Origin of the sequence: Yersinia hibernica (assembly GCF_004124235.1) — a bacterium.
Classification (GTDB): Bacteria; Pseudomonadota; Gammaproteobacteria; order Enterobacterales; family Enterobacteriaceae; genus Yersinia; species Yersinia hibernica.
Genome location: NZ_CP032487.1, coordinates 495,970 through 518,094 on the forward strand (window position 1 = coordinate 495,970; position 22,125 = coordinate 518,094).

A 22,125-nucleotide genomic window follows, 5' to 3' on the forward strand; every position below is an offset into this window, starting at 1 on the left:
TTTCGCTGTTCTAAAAAGAGTCTCAGTTATTCTGATAAATATCTTTATACAGGCGACTTTCAAAGCGAACCAAAGGCGCTCGACGATTTTTTTGATCTTCAGGTGGCACTGCGTAACCCGATAAGAATTGGACAAACGCCATGCGCTGCCCACTGGCCGTAGTAATAAAACCGGCCAGATTGTAGACGCCCTGTAATGCCCCGGTTTTGGCCGATACTTTGCCATTCACCCCAGCTTCATGCAGCCCACCCCGATAACGCAATGTTCCGTCATAACCGGCTAACGGCAGCATCGAGATAAAGTTAAGTTCTTGATCATTCTTAGCAATATATTGTAGCGCCTGCATCATTGTTGCCGGTGAAATAAGGTTATGACGCGATAAACCTGAACCATCCACGACAATACTGTTCCCCAGGTCCACGCCCGCTTTTTGGCGTAATACCTGACGTACCGCATCAGCGCCGGCACGCCATGTCCCGGGCACACCAAAGCGCTGGTGACCAATGGTTCTGAACACAGTGTCAGCAATCATATTGTCAGACTTTTTCAACATGATTTTCAGTAAGTCATGTAATGGCGCGGACTGCGTTTGGGCCAGTACATTTCCAGCGGCATTGGGTGTTGTTTGTCGGCGCAAGCTGCCATCAATTTGGATATCAGCTTTCTTCAACTCATCTTTCAAAATAGCCCCGGCATAGCTGGCACCATTTTGTATTGCAAAGGCCAGCGGCAAAGGCTCGCTACGTTGTGTCAGACAACCGGTCAGTGTAAAACGATTTAATTCGCCGGGAACGACATCCAATTCACAATATTGTGCATCAGGCGAACCTTTGGCTAAGGTGCGAACTTCACTGAACATTTGTACTGGGTAATATGAGGCGACTCGGATAAATGCCATGTCACCGGGGTTTGGCGCGCTATAAAGGGAGACAGAAAAACAGTTTCTATCAACAATGGCGGCGGCGGGCGGCGCGCTAAAGCATTGTGTCATATCGTTCCACGGCCAACCTGGGGCTTTGTCATGGCTGGCAAAAACTGACGTGTCGATAATCAAATCACCCGCAATTTGTTTCACACCCGATTTTCTGAGCGTCGCCACCATATTACGCAACTGTTGGCGTGTTAAGGTGGGGTCACCATCAAAACGTGCAATTAAATTGCCGCGTAGAACGCCATCGGTGATTGTGCTGTGACTTTCGAGCGTCGTATTGAAGCGAAAATCTGGCCCTAGCTGTAATAACGCCGCCAGTGCGGTCAGAACTTTTTGCGTACTGGCAGGCAAGGCCATTTGCTGGGCGTGATAGTCTATAGCCGGGGTTGTGGCCCCGATTTTTTGTACAACTAACGCAAGATTTGCCCCATCAGGCAGATATTGTGTGTAATTCTCGACCTGAGCCGCATTGGCGTTAGATATGCTGATATTGAGAGCCAAAGCACAGGCCAATCCACTGACAATTCGTGAAAAATGCATAATTTCGGTATAACTGCTGAATAACGTGTTGCCATACTACGGTGCAACGAGGGCGAAAGTAAACGATGACCCTAAAGGAACTCTACGTTAAAATGCATATCAAAATGCAAAATTGATCCTAGCTTGGGGTTTTGGCTCCGGGGGTGGTTTTTTTTGTTTATCGCCTGGAGGCGGATAGGGTATCTGGCTAGCCGCATTTTCATTCGAAAACGTTAGGATGACGGTTTTTTGAACAGGATAGATTTAGAGGTATTTAAAAGATGAAACAGATTCCGATGACGGTAAATGGCGCAGAGAAACTGCGCGAAGAGCTAGATTTTTTAAAAGGCGTTCGTCGCCCTAAAATTATTGCCGATATTGCAACTGCCCGTGAACATGGCGATTTGAAAGAAAATGCGGAATATCATGCAGCCCGAGAGCAGCAAGGGTTCTGTGAAGGCCGTATTCAAGAAATAGAAGCAAAGCTTTCTAATGCACAAGTGATTGATATCACTAAAATGCCCAATAATGGCCGCGTTATTTTTGGCGCTACTGTGCGGGTATTAAATTTGGATACTGAAGAAGAGCAACAATACCGGATTGTGGGTGACGATGAAGCTGATTTTAAACAAAATCTAATTTCAGTTAACTCCCCAATTGCACGTGGCCTGATTGGTAAAGAAGTCAATGACGAAGTGGTTATTCGGACTCCAGGTGGCGATGTGGAATATGAAATTCTTAATGTAGATTATGTGTAATACTTGTTCATCTGAATCGTTAGTACGCATTGTTTATAAAAAATGAAGTTGTAAAGAAAAGTAAAAGGCCGCTCGCGGCCTTTTATCAGAACAAAGTGCATGGCACCTTTTCTCTAAAACAAGCGTCATTAACGCGGTAAAATAATTTTGCGCTCTTTTGCCGGGCGATAGAGCACTAAAATATTACCGATGATTTGGACGTTAACGGCACCGGTCTCACGCACGATGGCATCAGCAATTAGGGCTTTGGTTTCACGCTCTTCTGCAGTGATCTTCACCTTAATAAGTTCATGATGTTCCAGCGTTTGTTCGATTTCAGCCAGCACACCTTCGGTTAACCCGTTGTTGCCCAGCATCACCACTGGTTTTAACGGATGGGCCAAGCTTTTCAGGTGCTGTTTTTGTTTGTTATTCAGATTCATCGTCTTTTTTGCTTAAGTTGGGATTGAAAACGGTTCATTCTACCGCCATCTCATGTGTATCACCAAATCGGTCTACGCCGAGAGGGAGTTTATGCGAGCTAAGCAACAGATGCGCGGGCTCTTAATTAAGATAGTTGGAAAAATAGATGTCTAATAAAAAGCGTTCGGCTAGCTCCAGTCGCTGGTTACAAGAACACTTTAGCGATAAATATGTCATTCAGGCGCAGAAAAAGGGGCTACGCTCCCGTGCCTGGTTTAAACTTGATGAAATACAACAGAGCGATAAGCTTTTTAAACCGGGTATGACTGTTGTCGATTTAGGCGCGGCACCTGGTGGTTGGTCCCAATATGTTGTCACCCAGATTGGTGGTAAAGGGCGGATAATTGCATGTGATCTTCTACCAATGGATCCAATCGTTGGTGTCGATTTCCTTCAGGGCGACTTTCGTGATGAATTAGTTCTGAAAGCTTTACTTGAGCGTGTTGGGGATAAAAAGGTTCAGGTGGTCATGTCTGATATGGCCCCGAATATGAGTGGTACTCCGGCAGTCGATATACCTAAATCAATGTATCTGGTTGAATTAGCTTTAGATATGTGTCGTGATGTACTTGCACCAGGCGGAAGTTTCCTGGTGAAGGTGTTCCAGGGAGATGGCTTTGATGAATACCTACGGGAAATTCGCTCCCTGTTTACGAAAGTTAAGATTCGTAAGCCAGACGCTTCTCGTGCGCGATCGCGTGAAGTGTACATTGTAGCGACAGGGCGGAAACTGTAGTACCCTAACGCTGTTTGTTAACACAGTTGTAATATGAGGTTAATCCCTTGAGTGACATGGCGAAAAACCTAATTCTCTGGTTAGTTATTGCAGTCGTATTAATGTCTGTATTCCAGAGCTTTGGACCCAGCGAATCGAATGGCCGTAGAGTGGATTACTCTACTTTCATGTCCGATGTAACCCAAGATCAGGTTCGTGAAGCACGTATCAATGGACGTGAAATTAACGTTAGTAAGAAAGATAACAGCAAATATACGACCTTCATTCCGGTCAATGATCCAAAGCTGTTAGACACCTTATTGACTAAAAATGTGAAAGTTGTTGGTGAGCCACCGGAAGAGCCGAGCTTGCTGGCCTCTATCTTTATTTCCTGGTTCCCAATGCTGTTGTTGATTGGGGTCTGGATCTTCTTTATGCGTCAAATGCAGGGCGGTGGCGGCAAAGGGGCGATGTCCTTTGGCAAGAGCAAAGCTCGCATGCTGACAGAAGACCAGATAAAAACCTCTTTTGCTGATGTCGCCGGTTGTGATGAGGCAAAAGAAGAAGTCAGTGAATTAGTTGAATATCTGCGTGAGCCAAGCCGTTTCCAGAAATTGGGCGGTAAGATTCCGAAAGGCGTGTTGATGGTCGGGCCTCCGGGTACCGGTAAAACCTTGCTGGCGAAAGCCATTGCGGGTGAAGCTAAAGTGCCATTCTTCACCATTTCCGGTTCTGACTTCGTAGAAATGTTCGTCGGTGTGGGTGCATCCCGTGTCCGTGACATGTTTGAACAGGCTAAGAAAGCCGCGCCTTGTATCATCTTTATCGATGAAATTGATGCGGTCGGCCGTCAACGTGGTGCGGGTCTGGGTGGCGGTCATGACGAACGTGAACAGACACTGAACCAAATGTTGGTTGAGATGGATGGCTTTGAAGGTAATGAGGGCATCATCGTCATCGCGGCAACTAACCGCCCAGACGTTCTTGACCCGGCGTTACTGCGCCCAGGCCGTTTTGACCGCCAAGTTGTGGTGGGTTTACCGGATGTCCGTGGCCGTGAACAGATTCTGAAAGTTCACATGCGTCGCGTGCCATTAGATATCGACATTGATGCTTCAGTCATCGCCCGTGGTACCCCTGGTTTCTCTGGTGCTGACTTGGCTAACTTGGTCAACGAAGCTGCGCTGTTTGCCGCTCGCGGTAACAAGCGCGTTGTTTCAATGGTCGAGTTTGAGAAAGCCAAAGACAAAATCATGATGGGTGCGGAACGTCGCTCCATGGTGATGACAGAAGCGCAGAAAGAATCTACGGCATACCACGAAGCTGGGCACGCGATTATTGGCCGCTTAGTGCCTGAGCATGACCCAGTACATAAAGTGACCATTATTCCACGTGGTCGTGCGTTGGGTGTGACATTCTTCCTGCCGGAAGGTGATGCTATCAGCGCCAGCCGTCAGAAACTGGAAAGCCAGATCTCCACGTTGTATGGTGGCCGTCTTGCTGAAGAAATCATTTATGGCCCGGAAAAAGTGTCTACTGGTGCATCAAATGATATCAAAGTGGCGACGTCTATTGCGCGTAACATGGTGACACAGTGGGGCTTCTCCGAAAAATTGGGGCCGTTGCTGTATGCTGAAGAAGAGGGCGAAGTGTTCCTTGGCCGTTCTATGGCGAAACCTAAGCATATGTCCGATGAAACCGCGCGTATTATCGATCAGGAAGTTAAAGTACTTATCGAGCGTAACTACCAGCGTGCACATAAATTGCTGTTAGAAAACATGGATGTACTGCATTCCATGAAAGATGCGCTGATGAAGTATGAAACCATTGATGCACCACAGATTGATGACTTGATGAATCGCAAAGAAGTTCGCCCGCCAGCGGGTTGGGACAATGCGAACAAAACCAAGCCAACTGACAACGATAGTACGCCAAAAGCGCCTACGCCGGTTGATGAACCGCGTACTCCAACGCCAGGCAATACCATGTCAGAGCAGTTAGGTGATAAGTAAGTCTAGTGTTGGCATCTAAAAGCGTTGTGATTACTATAAACCCCGGGCTTGCTCGGGGTTTTTCTTTTTCTGTTGTATAGAATCAAAGTGAATTGCCACTTTAAGGCGCTATTGCATGAAATTAATGGCCAGAGATCGGGTTTTGGATCTCACTCATCCACAGGTTATGGGAATTTTGAATGTCACCCCGGATTCATTTTCGGATGGCGGACACCACAATAATCTTGATAAAGCGCTGCAACATGCTCAGCTGATGTTATCTGCAGGTGCTACGCTGATTGATATTGGCGGTGAATCCACCCGCCCAGGTGCTGCTGAAGTCAGTGAGCAAGAAGAGCTTGACCGAGTAGTGCCGGTGGTCGAGGCGCTGGCAAAACGTTTTGATGTTTGGCTATCTGTAGACACATCCAAAGCGGCGATTATCACCGAGTCAGCGGCTGCTGGCGCTCATCTAATCAATGATATTCGTTCATTGCAAGAGCCTGGTGCGCTTGATGCGGCAGCCAAAACGGGACTGCCGGTGTGCCTGATGCACATGCAAGGGCAACCACAAAGCATGCAGCAATCTCCCCATTACGATGACTTAATGGCCGATGTTAATCAGTTCTTTGCGCACCATATCGAACGTTGTGTTGCGGCCGGCATCGCAAAAAGTAAATTGTTACTCGACCCGGGCTTCGGTTTCGGTAAAAATCTAGCGCATAATTATCAGCTACTGGCTCGTCTGGCCGAACTTCACCATTTTGAGCTGCCTGTATTGGTAGGAATGTCGCGAAAATCGATGGTCGGCCAGCTATTAAATGTTCCGCCACAACAGCGAATTATCGGCAGTGTCGCCTGCGCTGTTATTGCGGCAATGCAAGGTGCGCAGATTGTCAGAGTGCATGATGTCAAAGAAACTGTCGAGGCGATGCGTATCGTCGAGGCAACACTTTCAGCGAAGGGATAAACAAAAATTATGAGCAACCGTAAATACTTTGGTACAGATGGCATTCGCGGCAAAGTGGGTGACAGTCCGATTACGCCAGATTTTGTATTAAAGCTTGGCTGGGCCGCCGGTAAGGTTCTGGCTCGGCATGGTTCTCGTAAAATTATTATTGGTAAGGATACGCGCATTTCTGGCTACATGCTGGAGTCAGCACTGGAAGCAGGCTTGGCCGCCGCTGGGTTATCCGCCTCATTCACCGGCCCAATGCCGACCCCCGCGGTTGCTTACTTGACGCGAACTTTCCGTGCAGAAGCCGGCATTGTGATTTCGGCATCTCACAATCCTTTCTACGATAATGGCATTAAATTCTTCTCAATTGATGGCACTAAACTGCCTGATGACGTGGAAGAAGCCATTGAAGCTGAGATGGAAAAACCCTTAACTTGCGTAGAATCCGCTGAACTGGGCAAAGCTAATCGTATTGTTGATGCTGCTGGGCGCTATATCGAGTTCTGTAAAGGAACCTTCCCGAGTGAACTCAACCTGAATGATATGAAAATTGTGGTCGATTGCGCCAACGGAGCAACCTATCACATTGCACCAAGTGTATTGCGCGAGCTGGGGGCAACCGTTATCACCATTGGCTGTGAGCCAGATGGGATGAATATTAATGAGAAATGCGGGGCGACAGATGTGCGCTTGCTGCAAGAACGTGTTCTTGCCGAAGGTGCTCATGTTGGTCTGGCATTTGACGGTGACGGTGACCGGCTGATGATGGTCGATCATTTGGGGAACAAGGTTGATGGTGACCAAATCCTCTATATCATTGCTCGCGAAGGTTTGCGTCAGGGCCAGTTGAAAGGCGGAGCTGTCGGGACTCTGATGAGTAATATGGGGCTGCAATTGGCACTAAAAGAGCTGGGCATTCCTTTTGTTCGTGCCAAAGTTGGCGACCGCTACGTGCTGGAAGCTATGCAGGAAAAAGGCTGGCGAATTGGTGCTGAAAACTCAGGCCATGTGATCCTGTTGGATAAAACCACCACCGGTGATGGCATTGTGGCGGGGTTGCAGGTATTGACGGCGATGGTGCGCAACCATATGAGTTTGCAAGATTTATGTAGCGGCATGAAATTGTTGCCACAAATTTTGGTGAATGTGCGGTTCTCGGGTGATCACAACCCACTGAAATCAGAGAAAGTTGAAGAAGTCACTCGCCAAGTTGAGAAAGAACTGGGCGACCGTGGCCGGGTTCTATTGCGTAAATCAGGTACCGAGCCATTAATCCGAGTGATGGTTGAAGGTGATGCCGAGGAAACATTGATTGCAGAAATGGCGAATCGCATCGCCGATGCTGTGAAAGCGGCAGGCTAATGACTTTTAAGCGGGGGAAAGGTGACTCTCCCCCGTAAATTACACTGAAGTTGAATAACTTGACGTTTTTTTCCGCAAATGAACCCATGTAATGAAATTGCCCTTGCGTGTATTAGACGCTTTGGTTAGTATTCACACCCGCTTAAGTGGGTGAATAAGTCCCCGCTTGATGGGTGAGAAGCATTTGGCATGCGGTGAACCCGCAAGGATACAGGTACAACTATGTACGAAGCTCTTCTGGTTATTTTCTTGCTGATTTCGATTGGGCTAGTTGCTCTGATCATGTTACAGCAAGGCAAAGGCGCGGATATGGGAGCCTCATTCGGAGCAGGTGCTTCTGCAACTCTGTTCGGTTCGAATGGTTCCGGTAACTTTATGACCCGCATGACGGCTATATTGGCGACGCTGTTTTTCGTCATTAGCTTGATTTTGGGCAATATGAGCACCAACCAGGGCAATAAAGGTAGCGAGTGGGAAAATCTGGGTCAGCCTGCAAAAACTGAACAGACTACAGCCCCTGTAGCGCCGACTAAGCCGAGTAGTGATATCCCGCAGTAATGTTTCAAAAGCAGTAAATAGTAAGAAACAAAAAGAAAGTTTTAAAATGGTTGTGTTGGCTTAAACAGTAAAACAACCATGTGAATCAGTGCCGGGGTGGTGGAATTGGTAGACACGCTACCTTGAGGTGGTAGTGCCCGATTGGGCTTACGGGTTCAAGTCCCGTCCTCGGTACCAAATCAGACAGATAACTTGCTTTTTTGTCGTTATCAACGTAATATTTGCCACGTTTTCGGACGCGGGGTGGAGCAGCCTGGTAGCTCGTCGGGCTCATAACCCGAAGGTCGTCGGTTCAAATCCGGCCCCCGCAACCACTTTCCTAAAGTGTTTTTTTTCAAATGTTGTATTCGGTAGACCTCAGATACTTTCGATTTCAATTTGAAAAAAATACTTGTCAGAAAGTTGTACCGAGGCCGCTTTGCGGCAAACAGGGTCCAGTTGCATAAAGCCCCGAATTTCGGGGTTTTTTGTTATTTGACAGCAGAATCACTGGGCTATTAGGCCCTTTTTTTATGTCTTGGGGGTGGGCTTGTCCACATTAGAACAAAAGTTAACAGAGATAATTTCAGCACCGGTTGAGGCTTTAGGCTATGAATTAGTCGGCATTGAGTTCATCCGGGGGCGCCAATCGACGCTACGAATCTATATTGATAGTGACGACGGAATCACTGTTGATGCTTGTGCTGATGTCAGCCACCAGGTCAGCGCTGTATTGGACGTAGAAGATCCCATTACGGTCGCTTACAACTTAGAAGTTTCCTCTCCGGGCCTTGATCGCCCAATGTTTACTGCTGAGCACTATACTCGTTACCTTGGTGAAGAAGTCACTCTGGTTTTGCGTATGGCAATGCAGAACCGCCGTAAATGGCAGGGCATTATTAAAGCCGTGGATGGTGAAATGATCACGGTGACTGTGGATGGAAAAGATGAAGTGTTCGCGCTGAGCAACATCCAGAAAGCGAACCTGGTACCCCACTTTTAAAGTTTGGATGAGGCAACTAGGATGAACAAAGAGATTCTGGCTGTTGTAGAAGCAGTTTCCAATGAGAAATCCCTTCCGCGCGAGAAGATTTTTGAGGCGTTGGAAACCGCTCTAGCGACAGCGACCAAGAAAAAATACGAACAAGAAATTGAAGTTCGCGTCAGTATCGACCGTAAAACCGGCGATTTCGACACCTTCCGTCGTTGGGTGGCGGTTGACGAAGTCACGATGCCAACGCGTGAAATCACATTAGAAGCAGCTCAGTTTGAAGACCCTTCGCTCCAGTTGGGCGATTATGTTGAAGATCAAATTGAATCTGTCACTTTTGACCGCATTACCACTCAAACCGCCAAGCAAGTTATCGTACAAAAGGTACGTGAAGCTGAACGTGCTATGGTGGTTGAACAGTTCCGCCAATACTTGGGCGAAATTGTGACTGGTACCGTGAAAAAAGTTAACCGCGACAGTATTGCACTGGATCTGGGCAATAATGCAGAAGCGGTTATTGGTCGTGAAGATATGTTGCCGCGCGAAAACTTCCGCCCAGGTGACCGTATCCGTGGTGTTCTGTACGATGTTCGTCCAGAAGCTCGTGGTGCTCAACTGTTTGTTAGCCGTTCACGCCCTGAAATGCTGGTTGAACTGTTCCGCATTGAAGTGCCAGAAATCGGCGAAGAATTGATCGAAATTAAAGCCGCAGCCCGTGATCCTGGCTCGCGTGCTAAAATTGCGGTCAAAACCAACGACAAACGTATCGACCCCGTTGGTGCTTGTGTTGGTATGCGTGGTGCCCGTGTTCAAGCTGTTTCCAGCGAACTTGGCGGCGAGCGCATTGATATTGTATTGTGGGATGATAATCCAGCCCAGTTTGTGATTAATGCCATGGCGCCAGCTGATGTTGCGTCAATTGTGGTTGATGAAGACAAACACACGATGGATGTTGCCGTTGAAGCCAGTAACCTGGCACAGGCAATTGGCCGTAATGGTCAGAATGTGCGTTTAGCGGCACAGCTGAGTGGCTGGGAACTGAACGTAATGACGGCGGACGATCTTCAGGCGAAGCATCAGGCCGAGGCTCATGCCGCTATTGATACTTTCACCAAATATCTTGATATCGATGAGGACTTTGCCACCGTCTTGGTAGAGGAAGGTTTCTCTTCTCTGGAAGAATTGGCTTACGTGCCAATGAAAGAACTTCTGGAAATCGATGGTCTTGACGAAGATACGGTTGAAGCGCTGCGTGACCGCGCCAAAGCTGCATTGACCACGCTGGCCCTGGCACAAGAAGAAAGTCTTGGCGACCAAAAACCCGCTGACGATCTGCTGAGTCTGGCCGGTCTGGAACGTAGCATGGCATTTAAATTGGCTGCGCGCGGTGTGTGTACGCTGGAAGATCTTGCCGAGCAGGGTATCGATGATCTGGCGGATATTGAAGGGCTTAGCGATGAGCAAGCCGGCGAGCTGATTATGGCCGCACGTAATATCTGTTGGTTTGGCGATAACGCGTAATAAACTGTAGCAGGAAGGAACAGCATGACAGATGTAACCGTAAAATCGCTGGCAGCTGAGATTCAGACTCCAGTTGATCGCTTGGTACAGCAATTTGCTGATGCAGGGATCAAGAAGTCTGAAGTAGACTCAGTAACCCAGCAAGAAAAAGAAACATTGCTGGCGTATTTAAACCGTGAACACGGTAGCGCGCCTAATAAACTCACGCTGCAACGCAAAACGCGTAGCACCTTGAATATTCCGAGCACCGGCGGAAAAAGTAAATCGGTGCAAATCGAGGTCCGCAAGAAACGCACTTATGTAAATACGCCGGAAGCTGAACAAGCGAAAGCGGAAGAGCAGGCACAGCGTGAAGCGGAAGAGCAGGCACAACGTGAAGCGGAAGCAGCAGCGCAGAAAATCGCTGAAGAAAAAGCTAAACGTGCGGCCGAAGAACAAGCCAAACGTGAGGCCGCTGAAAAAGCTAAGCGCCAAGCAGCGGAAAAAGAAAAAGTGACGAATCAACAAACCGACGAAAAAACCAAGCCAGCTCAGACCGATAAAGCACGCCGTGAAGCTGAAGCTGCCGAGCTGAAACGCTCAGTAGAAGAAGAAACACGCCGTAAGGTCGAGGAAGACGCTAAACGCGTTGCTGAGGAAGCCCGTAAAATGGCAGCCGAAAACGAAGGTAAATGGCCAGAGCCTGTGACTGAGCAGACTGAATCTGCCGATTACCATGTCACCACTTCACAACATGCGCGCGCCGCAGAAGATGAAAACGACGCCAAAGTTGAAGGCGATCGCCGTAGCCGCACTCGTGGTGGTAAAGCCACTAAACAGAAGAAAGGCAATAAACTCTCTGAGTCTAAAGCTGATCGCGAGGAAGCCCGTGCTGTTGGCCGTAAAGGCAAACGTAAGCCAAGCACCTTGCAGCAGAGTTTCAACAAACCTGTTGTCGCTGTTAACCGCGATGTAGTGATCGGTGAGACAGTAACAGTTGCTGAATTAGCAAACAAAATGGCAGTTAAAGGCTCTCAGGTCATCAAAGCAATGATGAAACTGGGCGCAATGGCGACCATTAACCAGGTTATCGATCAGGAAACAGCACAGCTGGTTGCTGAAGAGATGGGCCACAAAGTGATTCTGCGTCGTGAAAACGAGCTGGAAGAAGCACTGATGAGCGACCGTGATACTGGCGCTGAAGCTGCCGCCGAGCACCGCGCTCCGGTTGTGACCATCATGGGCCACGTTGACCACGGTAAAACCTCTTTGCTGGATTACATCCGTTCCACGAAAGTGGCATCAGGTGAAGCTGGTGGTATTACTCAGCACATCGGTGCTTATCACGTTGAAACTGAAAACGGCATGATAACCTTCCTGGATACGCCAGGACACGCCGCATTTACTTCAATGCGTGCTCGTGGTGCTCAAGCGACTGATATCGTGGTACTGGTTGTTGCAGCTGACGATGGCGTGATGCCACAGACTATCGAAGCTATTCAGCATGCTAAAGCGGCGAATGTGCCGGTTGTGGTAGCAGTGAACAAAATCGATAAGCCAGAAGCTGATCCAGACCGCGTTAAAACCGAACTGTCCCAGTACGGTATCCAGCCAGAAGAGTGGGGCGGCGAGTCTCAGTTCATCAATGTATCGGCGAAAGCCGGTATCGGTATTGATGAATTGCTGAACGCCATCTTGCTGCAAGCTGAAGTGCTGGAGCTGAAAGCGGTTCGTACTGGCATGGCAAGCGGTGTAGTTATCGAATCCTTCCTGGACAAAGGCCGTGGCCCGGTGGCTACTGTGCTGGTTCAACAAGGTACGCTGAACAAAGGCGATATCGTGCTGTGTGGCTTTGAGTATGGCCGTGTGCGTGCGATGCGTGATGAGTTGGGCCGTGATATCACCTCGGCTGGCCCGTCTATCCCGGTAGAAATCCTGGGTCTGTCCAGTGTTCCGGCTGCCGGTGATGAAGTGACCGTGGTTCGTGACGAGAAAAAAGCACGTGAAGTTGCACTGTATCGTCAGGGTAAATTCCGTGAAGTTAAGCTGGCTCGTCAGCAGAAATCTAAACTGGAAAACATGTTTGCTAACATGACCGAAGGTGAAGTTTCTGAACTGAACATCGTCATCAAGTCTGACGTACAGGGTTCTTGTGAAGCTATCTGTGATTCACTGGAAAAACTGTCTACCGATGAAGTGAAAGTCCGCATTGTGGGCTCAGGTGTGGGTGGTATCACCGAAACTGATGCAACACTGGCGGCTGCTTCTGGCGCAATCATTCTTGGTTTCAACGTCCGTGCTGATGCTTCAGCGCGTCGTGTTGTGGAAACCGAAGGCCTGGATCTGCGTTACTACTCCGTTATTTATAGCCTGATCGACGAAGTTAAGCAGGCGATGAGTGGTATGCTAGCACCTGAGTACAAACAGCAGATTATTGGCTTGGCTGAAGTTCGTGATGTATTTAAATCACCGAAATTTGGCGCCATTGCTGGTTGTATGGTGACTGAGGGTGTGATTAAGCGTAATAATCCAATCCGTGTTCTGCGCGATAACGTGGTTATCTATGAAGGCGAGCTGGAATCTCTGCGCCGCTTCAAAGATGACGTTAACGAAGTTCGTAATGGTATGGAATGTGGTATCGGCGTTAAAAACTACAATGACGTTCGTACTGGCGATGTGATCGAAGTCTTCGAAATTATCGAAATTAAACGTACTATCGCTTAACCACCTCTGATTTGCTTATATCCATTTGGGGGGCCTTGGCCCCCCAAATTGTCTGGAGAACCCCCATGGCAAAAGAATTCAGCCGTTCTCAGCGTGTTTCACAAGAAATGCAGAAAGAGATCGCACTCATCTTACAGCGTGAAATCAAAGATCCTCGTGTTGGCATGGCTACTGTGTCAGGTATCGAGCTGTCCCGTGATTTGGCTTACGCTAAAGTCTTTGTGACTTTCCTGAACGTGTTAACGGATAATGCGGATCCGGATACCGTTAAAAATGGCATTAAAGCGCTGCAAGATGCTTCCGGTTATATCAGAACTTTGCTGGGAAAAGCGATGCGTTTGCGCATCGTGCCAGAATTGACTTTCGCTTATGATAACTCTCTGATTGAAGGGATGCGGATGTCTAACTTGGTGACTAATGTCATCAAAAATGATGTAGAGCGTCAGGTTAATTCAGGCAACGACGAGGAGAAGTAATGGGTCGTCCACGTCGTCGTGGCCGTGACATTAACGGCATTCTGTTATTGGATAAGCCGCTGGGCCTCTCCTCTAATGATGTTTTGCAGAAAGTAAAACGGCTCTTTAGTGCTAACCGCGCGGGCCATACCGGTGCGCTGGATCCTTTAGCGACGGGTATGTTGCCAATCTGTTTAGGGGAAGCGACCAAGTTTTCCCAATTTTTGCTCGATTCCGATAAACGTTATCGGGTGGTGGCTCGCTTAGGCCAGCGCACTGATACCTCGGATGCCGAGGGAGCGTTAATTAGTGAGCGGGAAGTCAACGTCACTCAGGCTCAGATGGATGCTGCGCTAGACCGTTTCCGTGGTGACAGCCAGCAAGTGCCGTCGATGTATTCTGCACTGAAGCACCAAGGCAAGCCGCTGTACGAATATGCCCGTCAGGGGATTGAAGTCGAGCGTGAAGCTCGCAGTATTACCGTTTACGAACTGCTGTTTATCCGCTGGGAAGGCAATGATCTCGAGCTGGAAATCCATTGTTCTAAAGGAACTTACATTCGCACCATTATTGATGATTTGGGCGAATTGTTGGGTTGCGGTGCTCATGTGAGTTATCTGCGCCGATTACAAGTGGCGACTTATCCCAGTGAGCGCATGGTGACCTTAGAGCAGTTGGCTGCGATAGTTGAAACGGCACAAATGGAAGAGCGCTCACCAAATGCCGAACTGGATTCGCTGTTATTGCCGATGGATAGCGCAGTGTTAAACTTCCCTGAAGTCAATCTGTTACCTGCGGTTGCTGCCTATGTAAAACAAGGGCAACCGGTGCATGTCGCGGGTGCGCCAAGTGAAGGAATGGTGCGCATGACTGAAGGTGAAGAGCGTAATTTCATTGGCATTGGCACGATTGCAGAAGATGGTCGTGTGGCGCCGAAACGTTTAGTCGTGGAATACGCGGAGTAAGTCGAAGCGGCCTTTCTTGCGATCCCGCAGTTCAAAGAGTAGAATAGTGCGGCTTACATATTGGGTTGCTGAATTAGAGATCGGCGCCTATCTTAATTTATCTATATATTTGGAGTTGTATTATGTCTCTAAGTGTTGAAGCGAAAGCTAAAATCGTTGCTGACTTCGGTCGCGGTGCCAATGACACCGGTTCAAGCGAAGTTCAGGTTGCTCTGTTGACTGCTCAAATTAACCATTTGCAAGGTCACTTCTCCGAGCACAAAAAAGATCACCACAGTCGTCGTGGTCTGCTGCGTATGGTATCCACGCGTCGTAAGCTGCTGGACTACCTGAAGCGTGAAGATGTAGCGCGTTATGCTTCCCTGATCGAGCGTCTGGGTCTGCGTCGCTAAGTCTGCGAGTTTCGGGAGAAAGGGGCCAAATTGGCCCCTTTTTTCTAAGAAGCAATGATAAAGTGCGCTAGTATATTGTTGTTTTATATTTTTATAACATAGGATCTTCCGGTGCAGAGGTTCGCGCGGCTAATGAGAGACTTTAACTCAATGGGAGTTAAGGATTGTCATTAGTCGCGAGGATGCAGTGTGAAGGTATTAGTAACAGGTGGATGAGATCGTCAATACGATCCGCCACCGCATAGTATAAGGATACTATTTTGCTGACTCCGATTATTCGTAAATTCCAGTACGGCCAACATACCGTCACCATTGAAACCGGCATGATGGCACGCCAGGCAACCGCTGCAGTTATGGTAAGCATGGATGACACCGCAGTATTTGTGACTGTTGTTGGCCAAAAGAAAGCCAAACCAGGCCAGAGCTTCTTCCCTTTGACTGTTAACTATCAGGAGCGTACTTACGCTGCTGGTCGTATCCCAGGCAGTTTCTTCCGTCGCGAAGGCCGCCCAAGTGAAGGTGAAACACTGACTTCACGTCTGATTGACCGCCCGATTCGTCCACTGTTCCCAGACAGTTTCCTGAATGAAGTTCAGGTTATCGCGACCGTTGTTTCTGTTAACCCACAAGTTAACCCAGATATCGTGGCACTGATTGGTGCATCAGCGGCACTGAGCCTATCAGGTATCCCATTCAACGGCCCAATCGGTGCTGCTCGCGTTGGTTTTATCAACGACCAGTATGTACTGAACCCAACCACTGACGAGTTGAAAGAGAGCCGTCTGGACTTGGTCGTTGCCGGTACTGCTGCTGCGGTATTAATGGTCGAATCAGAAGCAGACATCTTGTCTGAAGATCAAATGTTGGGCGCGGTTGTGTTCGGCCACGAACAACAGCAAGTTGTGATTGAAAATATCAATGCACTGGTTGCCGAAGCCGGCAAACCTAAGTGGGATTGGCAGCCAGAAGTGGTTAACGAAGAACTGCATGCGCGTGTTGCTGTATTGGCTGCTGCTCGTCTGGGTGACGCATATCGCATCACTGAGAAACAAGAGCGTTACGAACAAGTTGATGCTATCAAAGCTGATGTCACTGACACACTTTTGGCGCAAGACGATACTTTAGATGCTGCCGAAATTCAGGATATCCTGGGCAACGTTGAGAAAGATGTCGTTCGTAGCCGCGTATTACGTGGCGAACCACGTATTGATGGCCGCGAAAAAGACATGATCCGTGGCTTGGATGTGCGTACTGGCGTCTTGCCACGTACCCATGGTTCTGCGTTGTTCACCCGTGGCGAAACTCAGGCATTGGTTACCGCCACACTGGGTACAGCACGTGATGCGCAAAATATTGATGAGCTGATGGGTGAGCGTACTGACTCATTCCTGCTACACTATAATTTCCCTCCATATTCTGTTGGTGAAACAGGCATGGTGGGTTCACCGAAACGTCGTGAGATTGGCCATGGCCGTCTGGCGAAACGCGGTGTAATGGCAGTGATGCCAAGCCCGAGCGAGTTCCCTTACACTGTACGTGTGGTTTCTGAAATCACCGAGTCTAACGGTTCTTCCTCAATGGCCTCTGTCTGTGGTGCTTCTTTGGCCCTGATGGATGCAGGTGTGCCGATTAAAGCCGCTGTTGCTGGTATCGCCATGGGCCTGGTGAAAGACGAAGAAAGCTTTGTCGTGCTGTCTGACATTCTAGGTGATGAAGATCACTTGGGCGACATGGACTTTAAAGTGGCCGGTAGCCGTGACGGTATCACCGCACTGCAAATGGACATTAAAATTGAAGGTATCACCCGCGAAATCATGCAGGTGGCTCTGAACCAAGCTAAGGGTGCGCGTTTGCACATTCTGGGTGTTATGGAACAGGCTATCAGCACACCACGTGGCGATATCTCTGAGTTTGCTCCACGTATTTACACCATGAAAATCAATCCTGAGAAAATCAAGGATGTGATTGGTAAAGGTGGTTCCGTGATTCGTGCGCTGACAGATGAAACTGGCACCACCATTGAAATCGAAGACGATGGTACCATTAAGATTGCAGCAACCGACGGCGATAAAGCAAAACATGCTATCCGTCGTATTGAAGAAATTACTGCTGAAATCGAAGTGGGCCGCATCTATGCGGGTAAAGTGACTCGTATTGTTGATTTCGGTGCCTTTGTTGCTATTGGCGGCGGTAAAGAAGGTCTGGTGCATATTTCTCAAATCGCTGACAAGCGCGTAGAGAAAGTGACTGACTATCTGCAAATGGGCCAAGAAGTGCCAGTGAAAGTCATGGAAGTTGATCGCCAGGGCCGTATTCGCCTGAGCATCAAAGAAGCTACGACTCCTGACGCAGAAGCGGCGGCACCAGAAGCAGCAGAGTAATTAGTATTCCACAGCCTCTTACTCATAAGTGAGGGGCTGTGTTATCTCGAGGGCAGGATGCTCTTGTGTTAAACAAATGGATGAAAGGATATTTATCCAATGTTTGTCTTCGGGAGTAGGAAATGAAGCCTTTCTTGCGCTGGTGTTACGTTGTGACAGCACTGATGCTGGCAGGATGCAGCAACCATGATTGGCGTAAAGACGAGGTATTGGCAATCCCGTTGCAACCTACGTTGCAGCAGGAAGTGATTCTGGCGCGCATGGAACAAATCCTTGCAAGTCGGGCACTTACGGATGATGAGCGCGCACAGCTTTTATATGAGCGCGGAGTGCTGTATGATAGCCTCGGGCTACGGGCACTAGCGCGAAATGATTTTTCGCAAGCGTTAGCTATTCGTCCTGATATGCCAGAAGTTTTTAACTATCTGGGCATTTATTTAACGCAGGCAGGCAATTTTGATGCTGCCTATGAAGCGTTTGATTCTGTACTAGAGCTTGATCCAACTTACAATTACGCGCGTTTAAACCGGGGTATCGCTCTGTATTATGGCGGTCGACTCCCGTTGGCGCAGGATGATCTGCAGGCGTTTTATCAAGACGATCCAAATGATCCCTTCCGTTCGTTATGGCTGTATCTGGTGGAAAGAGAAATTGATCCCAAGGCAGCTGCAGTAGCGTTACAACAGCGCTATGAAAAATCGGACAGAGGGCAATGGGGATGGAATATTGTCGAATTCTACTTGGGCACAATCAGCGAAAAAACGCTGATGGAACGGCTCAAGGCAGATGCAACGGATAACACTTCGCTCGCTGAGCATCTCAGTGAAACTGACTTCTATTTAGGTAAGCATTACCTAAGTCTGGGGGACAAGAACACCGCTTCGGCGCTGTTCAAACTGACGGTAGCTAACAACGTTCATAACTTTGTTGAGCACCGCTATGCATTGTTGGAATTGGCGCTTTTGGGCCAAGAACAAGACGACCTATCGGAATCGGACCAGCAATAGCTGACGAACAACTATCAGCCTGATATACCTTGGTTTTTACCAAAGTTTATCACCTTAACGGGTGATGGCCTTTTTGTTCGTTTTATAATCTAATTTGAGCCGGTTCACACTTTTCAATGAAAATGACTGAAAATTTTCTCGACGAGTTATGTAGACTGGCTGCCATTATTAATGAGGCACGTGTACATGACTACTGAGCTTGAAACCTCTTTTGCTGATTTGGGGCTGTCTGCTCCTATTCTTTCTGCCCTGACGACTTTGGGTTATGAAAAACCATCTCCAATTCAATTGGAATGCATTCCGCACCTGTTGAACGGTCGCGATGTTCTTGGTATGGCGCAAACCGGTAGCGGCAAAACCGCTGCATTCGGGCTTCCGCTGTTGCACAACATTGACCCAGAACTGAAAGCACCACAGGTGCTGGTACTGGCTCCAACCCGTGAGTTGGCGATTCAGGTTGCTGAAGCATTAACTAGCTTCTCTAAAGATATTAAAGGCGTTAACGTTGTAGCCCTGTACGGTGGCCAACGTTATGACGTTCAATTACGCGCTTTGCGCCAGGGGCCACAAGTTGTTGTTGGCACCCCAGGTCGTCTGTTAGACCACCTGAAACGCGGTACCCTTAATCTGTCCAACCTGAAAGGTTTAGTGCTGGACGAAGCAGATGAAATGCTGCGCATGGGCTTTATCGAAGACGTCGAAAATATTCTGGCACAGATCCCGGCTGAACATCAGACTGCGCTGTTCTCTGCAACCATGCCAGAAGCCATTCGCCGTATTACCCGCCGCTTTATGAAGGAGCCGCAGGAAGTCCGCATTCAATCTAGCGTGACGACTCGCCCCGACATTAGCCAGGTTTATTGGAAAGTAGGCGGTGGCTATCGTAAAAACGAAGCACTGGTTCGTTTCCTAGAAGCGGAAGATTTCGACGCGGCCATCATTTTCGTCCGTACTAAAAACGCCACTCTGGAAGTTGCAGAAGCCTTGGAGCGTAGCGGTTATAGCAGCGCTGCACTGAACGGCGACATGAACCAGGCCCTGCGTGAGCAGACTCTGGAACGCCTGAAAGATGGCCGTTTGGATATCCTGATTGCCACTGACGTTGCTGCTCGTGGTTTGGATGTTGAGCGTATCAGCCTGGTTGTAAACTATGATATCCCTATGGATTCAGAGTCTTACGTCCACCGTATCGGTCGTACTGGCCGTGCCGGTCGCGCTGGTCGTGCGTTACTGTTTGTTGAGAACCGTGAACGCCGTCTGTTGCAGAACATTGAACGTACGATGAAGCTGACCATTCCTGAAGTCATGCTGCCCAATGCAGAATTGCTGAGCGAGCGCCGTTTAGCTAAATTCGCGGCTAAAGTTAGCCAACAGCTGGAAAGCAGTGATTTGGATATGTACCGTGCGTTGCTGGCTAAACTGCAACCAGAAGAAGAGTTTGATATCGAAACTCTGGCTGCTGCACTGCTGAAAATGGCACAGGGCGAACGCCCGCTGATTCTGCCACCAGAAGCTCCGCGTCGTCCACAGCGTGAATTCAATTCTCGCGATGACCGTGGTAGCGATCGTGGCCGTGACCGTGATCGTCGTGACAACCGCTCTGACAGCCGTGATGGTGGCGAGCGCCCAGCGCGTCGCGAGCGTCGTGATGTTGGCGAAATGGAACTGTACCGCATTGAAGTGGGCCGTGATGATGGTGTTGAAGTTCGTCATATCGTTGGCGCTATCGCTAACGAAGGTGACATCAGCAGCCGTTATATCGGTAACATCAAGCTGTTTGCTTCCCACTCAACTATCGAGCTGCCAAAAGGTATGCCAGGCGAAATGTTATCTCACTTCACCCGTACCCGTATCCTGAACAAGCCGCTGAACATGCAGCTGTTGGGTGATGCACAGCCGCATGAACGCCGTGAGCGTCCAGCTGGCGGTAACGGTGGTGAGCGTCGTGGCGGTGGCCGTTCATTCGGTGGCGAACGTCGTGACGGTGCTGGCGCCCCTGCTCGTCGCTCATTCGGTAGCGACCGTGCTCCAGCCGGTGGTGGTGAGCGTCGTGGCAATCGTGATGGTCAGCGTTCATCTGCACCACGCCGCGATGATGCAGCCGCACCCGCTGCACCTGCTCGTCGCCGTTTCGGTGATGCATAACTCTTAGTCATCTCTGATGATTAAACATAAAAACCAGCCCTCGGGCTGGTTTTTTTATGTCTGCGATATTTAATTTAACCATGGGTTACAGGTGTTCAACCGGCTGTAAATCGTGCTGCAAACTGGCGATAATTTCAAACGAGTACAATCGCGCCTGATGATCAAATATCTGGCCATTCACCATCAGTTCATCAGCTTGAGTTTCCCGTAATAATGACTGAAGGCCGTGCCGGACTTTGCTTTTGTCCCCAATGATAGACAGGCGCAGCGCCTGATCGACACCAAATTGTTCGGCTGGCGAGCAAATTTTCTCCATATCATCGACTGGCGGCGGTAGCTGGCCTGGTATACCCCGGCGCAGATTAACAAACTGTTGCTGCATCGAGGTAAACAGGAAGCGGGCGTCACGTTCGCTGTCAGCGGCGACCACATTCACACACACAATGGCATAAGGTTTCGGCCACTGAGCGGAGGGCTTGAAGTTTTCCCGATACAATTTGAGTGCTTGGAATAACATATCCGGCGCAAAATGGGAGGCAAAAGCGAAAGGCAGCCCCATGGCGGCCGCCAGTTGTGCGCTATATAGGCTGGAACCCAGCAGCCACAGCGGGACATGGAGCCCTTGACCGGGGACGGCTTGTACCCCTTGCCCTGGTTGCGCGTCAGCAAAGTAGTTTTGCAATTCGCGCACATCAGACGGGAAGTTATCGATTTCACCGGATAGATGGCGACGTAGTGCCATCATGGTGCGCTGATCACTGCCGGGTGCGCGCCCTAGCCCAAGATCGATGCGGTCAGGATAGAGTGACGCAAGGGTGCCAAACTGCTCAGCTATCACCAGCGGCGCATGGTTGGGCAGCATAACGCCCCCCGACCCCACGCGGATGGTACTCGTCCCGCCGGCAATATAGCCAATTAACACCGAGGTCGCGGCGCTGGCAATGCCGGTCATATTATGGTGCTCAGCCAGCCAATAGCGGTGATATCCCCACTTTTCAGCATGTTGAGCCAAATCCAGCGAAGCATGAAAGGCATCGCGTGGCGTTTTACCTTGCGCTATGGGGGATAAATCGAGCACCGAGAGTGGCACGAGTGATCTGCTTGCGAGAGAAACATTGTTATCATTCATAGAATCGTCCATCTTAATCTCATGTCGAGTCGCTTGAAGGGCGAACACATTAATTTACAAACATATTTTTAAAGCAATATTGCGTCATAACCGCATTTATTCACGAACAAAAAGTCACATAAAATGCAAAGCTATTACCTATAGCAGCATAAGCTAAATAGCCACTGCTGATGGGGTAATAAATGCGGCGATTAAAGGATTAG

19 protein-coding genes and 2 tRNA genes are annotated in these 22,125 nt (G+C 49.0%); 18 read left to right on the top strand and 3 right to left on the bottom strand.

The genetic code is table 11. The features are described from left to right. Positions 1 to 22: 22 nt before the first annotated feature. Positions 23 to 1,471: a serine-type D-Ala-D-Ala carboxypeptidase gene (dacB, locus tag D5F51_RS02395; RefSeq protein ID WP_129195499.1), complete on the bottom strand. Its 1,449-nt coding sequence runs from the start codon at positions 1,469 to 1,471 to the stop codon at positions 23 to 25. Between the two features lie 260 nt (positions 1,472 to 1,731). On the opposite strand from dacB, the gene greA reads away from it, so the two are divergent. Then, positions 1,732 to 2,208: a transcription elongation factor GreA gene (greA, locus tag D5F51_RS02400; protein WP_025379694.1), complete on the top strand. Its 477-nt coding sequence runs from the start codon at positions 1,732 to 1,734 to the stop codon at positions 2,206 to 2,208. Between the two features lie 128 nt (positions 2,209 to 2,336). Here the strand turns inward: greA and yhbY are convergent, their stop codons facing one another. After that, positions 2,337 to 2,630 (bottom strand): ribosome assembly RNA-binding protein YhbY, encoded by a 294-nt coding sequence (gene yhbY, locus D5F51_RS02405; RefSeq protein WP_004389225.1) that lies wholly within the window; start codon positions 2,628 to 2,630, stop codon positions 2,337 to 2,339. 146 nt (positions 2,631 to 2,776) lie between these two features. Between yhbY and rlmE the strand changes: the two genes are divergently transcribed. The 17 genes from rlmE (at position 2,777) to D5F51_RS02490 (ending at position 20,793) form a co-directional block, all read left to right on the top strand. Beyond that, a complete protein-coding gene (rlmE, locus tag D5F51_RS02410) occupies positions 2,777 to 3,406 on the top strand; it encodes a 23S rRNA (uridine(2552)-2'-O)-methyltransferase RlmE (protein WP_019211304.1) in 630 nt (209 codons plus the stop codon). A gap of 56 nt (positions 3,407 to 3,462) precedes the next feature. Continuing rightward, positions 3,463 to 5,397 (top strand): ATP-dependent zinc metalloprotease FtsH, encoded by a 1,935-nt coding sequence (gene ftsH, locus D5F51_RS02415; RefSeq protein ID WP_087769085.1) that lies wholly within the window; start codon positions 3,463 to 3,465, stop codon positions 5,395 to 5,397. Positions 5,398 to 5,512: 115 nt separating this feature from the next. Then, positions 5,513 to 6,346, top strand: coding sequence for a dihydropteroate synthase (folP, locus tag D5F51_RS02420; protein WP_129195500.1), 834 nt, complete (start codon positions 5,513 to 5,515; stop codon positions 6,344 to 6,346). Positions 6,347 to 6,355: 9 nt separating this feature from the next. Beyond that, complete coding sequence (gene glmM, locus D5F51_RS02425) at positions 6,356 to 7,696, top strand: phosphoglucosamine mutase (RefSeq protein WP_025379692.1); 1,341 nt, start codon at positions 6,356 to 6,358, stop codon at positions 7,694 to 7,696. Between the two features lie 222 nt (positions 7,697 to 7,918). Beyond that, a complete protein-coding gene (gene secG, locus D5F51_RS02430; RefSeq protein WP_129195501.1) occupies positions 7,919 to 8,254 on the top strand; it encodes a preprotein translocase subunit SecG in 336 nt (111 codons plus the stop codon). A gap of 90 nt (positions 8,255 to 8,344) precedes the next feature. After that, positions 8,345 to 8,431 (top strand) — tRNA-Leu (locus D5F51_RS02435). Between the two features lie 60 nt (positions 8,432 to 8,491). Continuing rightward, positions 8,492 to 8,568: transfer RNA gene (locus D5F51_RS02440), tRNA-Met, on the top strand. A gap of 215 nt (positions 8,569 to 8,783) precedes the next feature. Beyond that, positions 8,784 to 9,236: a ribosome maturation factor RimP gene (gene rimP / locus D5F51_RS02445; protein ID WP_002222054.1), complete on the top strand. Its 453-nt coding sequence runs from the start codon at positions 8,784 to 8,786 to the stop codon at positions 9,234 to 9,236. Positions 9,237 to 9,257: 21 nt separating this feature from the next. Then, the gene (gene nusA, locus D5F51_RS02450) at positions 9,258 to 10,745 is read left to right on the top strand and encodes a transcription termination factor NusA (protein ID WP_025379691.1); all 1,488 of its coding nucleotides are present in this window, start codon (positions 9,258 to 9,260) and stop codon (positions 10,743 to 10,745) included. 24 nt (positions 10,746 to 10,769) lie between these two features. Next, positions 10,770 to 13,448, top strand: coding sequence for a translation initiation factor IF-2 (gene infB, locus D5F51_RS02455; protein WP_025379690.1), 2,679 nt, complete (start codon positions 10,770 to 10,772; stop codon positions 13,446 to 13,448). 65 nt (positions 13,449 to 13,513) lie between these two features. Continuing rightward, positions 13,514 to 13,924: a 30S ribosome-binding factor RbfA gene (rbfA, locus tag D5F51_RS02460; RefSeq protein ID WP_025379689.1), complete on the top strand. Its 411-nt coding sequence runs from the start codon at positions 13,514 to 13,516 to the stop codon at positions 13,922 to 13,924. Beyond that, entirely contained in the window at positions 13,924 to 14,868 is a 945-nt protein-coding gene (gene truB / locus D5F51_RS02465) for a tRNA pseudouridine(55) synthase TruB (protein ID WP_025379688.1), read from the top strand. The genes rbfA and truB overlap by 1 nt, the downstream gene beginning before the upstream one ends. A gap of 122 nt (positions 14,869 to 14,990) precedes the next feature. Then, entirely contained in the window at positions 14,991 to 15,260 is a 270-nt protein-coding gene (gene rpsO / locus D5F51_RS02470; protein WP_004707062.1) for a 30S ribosomal protein S15, read from the top strand. 260 nt (positions 15,261 to 15,520) lie between these two features. Next, positions 15,521 to 17,641, top strand: coding sequence for a polyribonucleotide nucleotidyltransferase (gene pnp / locus D5F51_RS02475; protein WP_025379687.1), 2,121 nt, complete (start codon positions 15,521 to 15,523; stop codon positions 17,639 to 17,641). A 122-nt stretch (positions 17,642 to 17,763) separates the two neighbouring features. Further along, positions 17,764 to 18,648, top strand: a complete 885-nt coding sequence (gene nlpI, locus D5F51_RS02480; RefSeq protein ID WP_025379686.1) for a lipoprotein NlpI — start codon at positions 17,764 to 17,766, stop codon at positions 18,646 to 18,648. 122 nt (positions 18,649 to 18,770) lie between these two features. After that, positions 18,771 to 18,845 (top strand): protein YrbN, encoded by a 75-nt coding sequence (gene yrbN / locus D5F51_RS22945; protein WP_223499600.1) that lies wholly within the window; start codon positions 18,771 to 18,773, stop codon positions 18,843 to 18,845. Beyond that, complete coding sequence (locus tag D5F51_RS02490) at positions 18,835 to 20,793, top strand: DEAD/DEAH family ATP-dependent RNA helicase (protein WP_129195502.1); 1,959 nt, start codon at positions 18,835 to 18,837, stop codon at positions 20,791 to 20,793. The genes yrbN and D5F51_RS02490 overlap by 11 nt, the downstream gene beginning before the upstream one ends. Before the next feature lie 85 nt (positions 20,794 to 20,878). On the opposite strand, the gene D5F51_RS02495 is transcribed toward D5F51_RS02490, so the two are convergent. Next, positions 20,879 to 21,922 (bottom strand): luciferase-like monooxygenase, encoded by a 1,044-nt coding sequence (locus D5F51_RS02495; RefSeq protein WP_129195503.1) that lies wholly within the window; start codon positions 21,920 to 21,922, stop codon positions 20,879 to 20,881. Positions 21,923 to 22,125 lie beyond the last annotated feature (203 nt).

Coding starts and splice junctions, on each gene's coding strand:
- nusA (WP_025379691.1), top strand. CDS start 9,258: ATGAACAAAGAGATTCTGGCTGTTGTAGAAGCAGTTTCCAATGAGAAA.
- rbfA (WP_025379689.1), top strand. CDS start 13,514: ATGGCAAAAGAATTCAGCCGTTCTCAGCGTGTTTCACAAGAAATGCAG.
- nlpI (WP_025379686.1), top strand. CDS start 17,764: ATGAAGCCTTTCTTGCGCTGGTGTTACGTTGTGACAGCACTGATGCTG.
- truB (WP_025379688.1), top strand. CDS start 13,924: ATGGGTCGTCCACGTCGTCGTGGCCGTGACATTAACGGCATTCTGTTA.
- dacB (WP_129195499.1), bottom strand. CDS start 1,471: ATGCATTTTTCACGAATTGTCAGTGGATTGGCCTGTGCTTTGGCTCTC.
- secG (WP_129195501.1), top strand. CDS start 7,919: ATGTACGAAGCTCTTCTGGTTATTTTCTTGCTGATTTCGATTGGGCTA.
- ftsH (WP_087769085.1), top strand. CDS start 3,463: ATGGCGAAAAACCTAATTCTCTGGTTAGTTATTGCAGTCGTATTAATG.
- yhbY (WP_004389225.1), bottom strand. CDS start 2,630: ATGAATCTGAATAACAAACAAAAACAGCACCTGAAAAGCTTGGCCCAT.
- rlmE (WP_019211304.1), top strand. CDS start 2,777: ATGTCTAATAAAAAGCGTTCGGCTAGCTCCAGTCGCTGGTTACAAGAA.
- D5F51_RS02490 (WP_129195502.1), top strand. CDS start 18,835: ATGACTACTGAGCTTGAAACCTCTTTTGCTGATTTGGGGCTGTCTGCT.
- infB (WP_025379690.1), top strand. CDS start 10,770: ATGACAGATGTAACCGTAAAATCGCTGGCAGCTGAGATTCAGACTCCA.
- D5F51_RS02495 (WP_129195503.1), bottom strand. CDS start 21,922: ATGAATGATAACAATGTTTCTCTCGCAAGCAGATCACTCGTGCCACTC.
- greA (WP_025379694.1), top strand. CDS start 1,732: ATGAAACAGATTCCGATGACGGTAAATGGCGCAGAGAAACTGCGCGAA.
- glmM (WP_025379692.1), top strand. CDS start 6,356: ATGAGCAACCGTAAATACTTTGGTACAGATGGCATTCGCGGCAAAGTG.
- folP (WP_129195500.1), top strand. CDS start 5,513: ATGAAATTAATGGCCAGAGATCGGGTTTTGGATCTCACTCATCCACAG.
- rpsO (WP_004707062.1), top strand. CDS start 14,991: ATGTCTCTAAGTGTTGAAGCGAAAGCTAAAATCGTTGCTGACTTCGGT.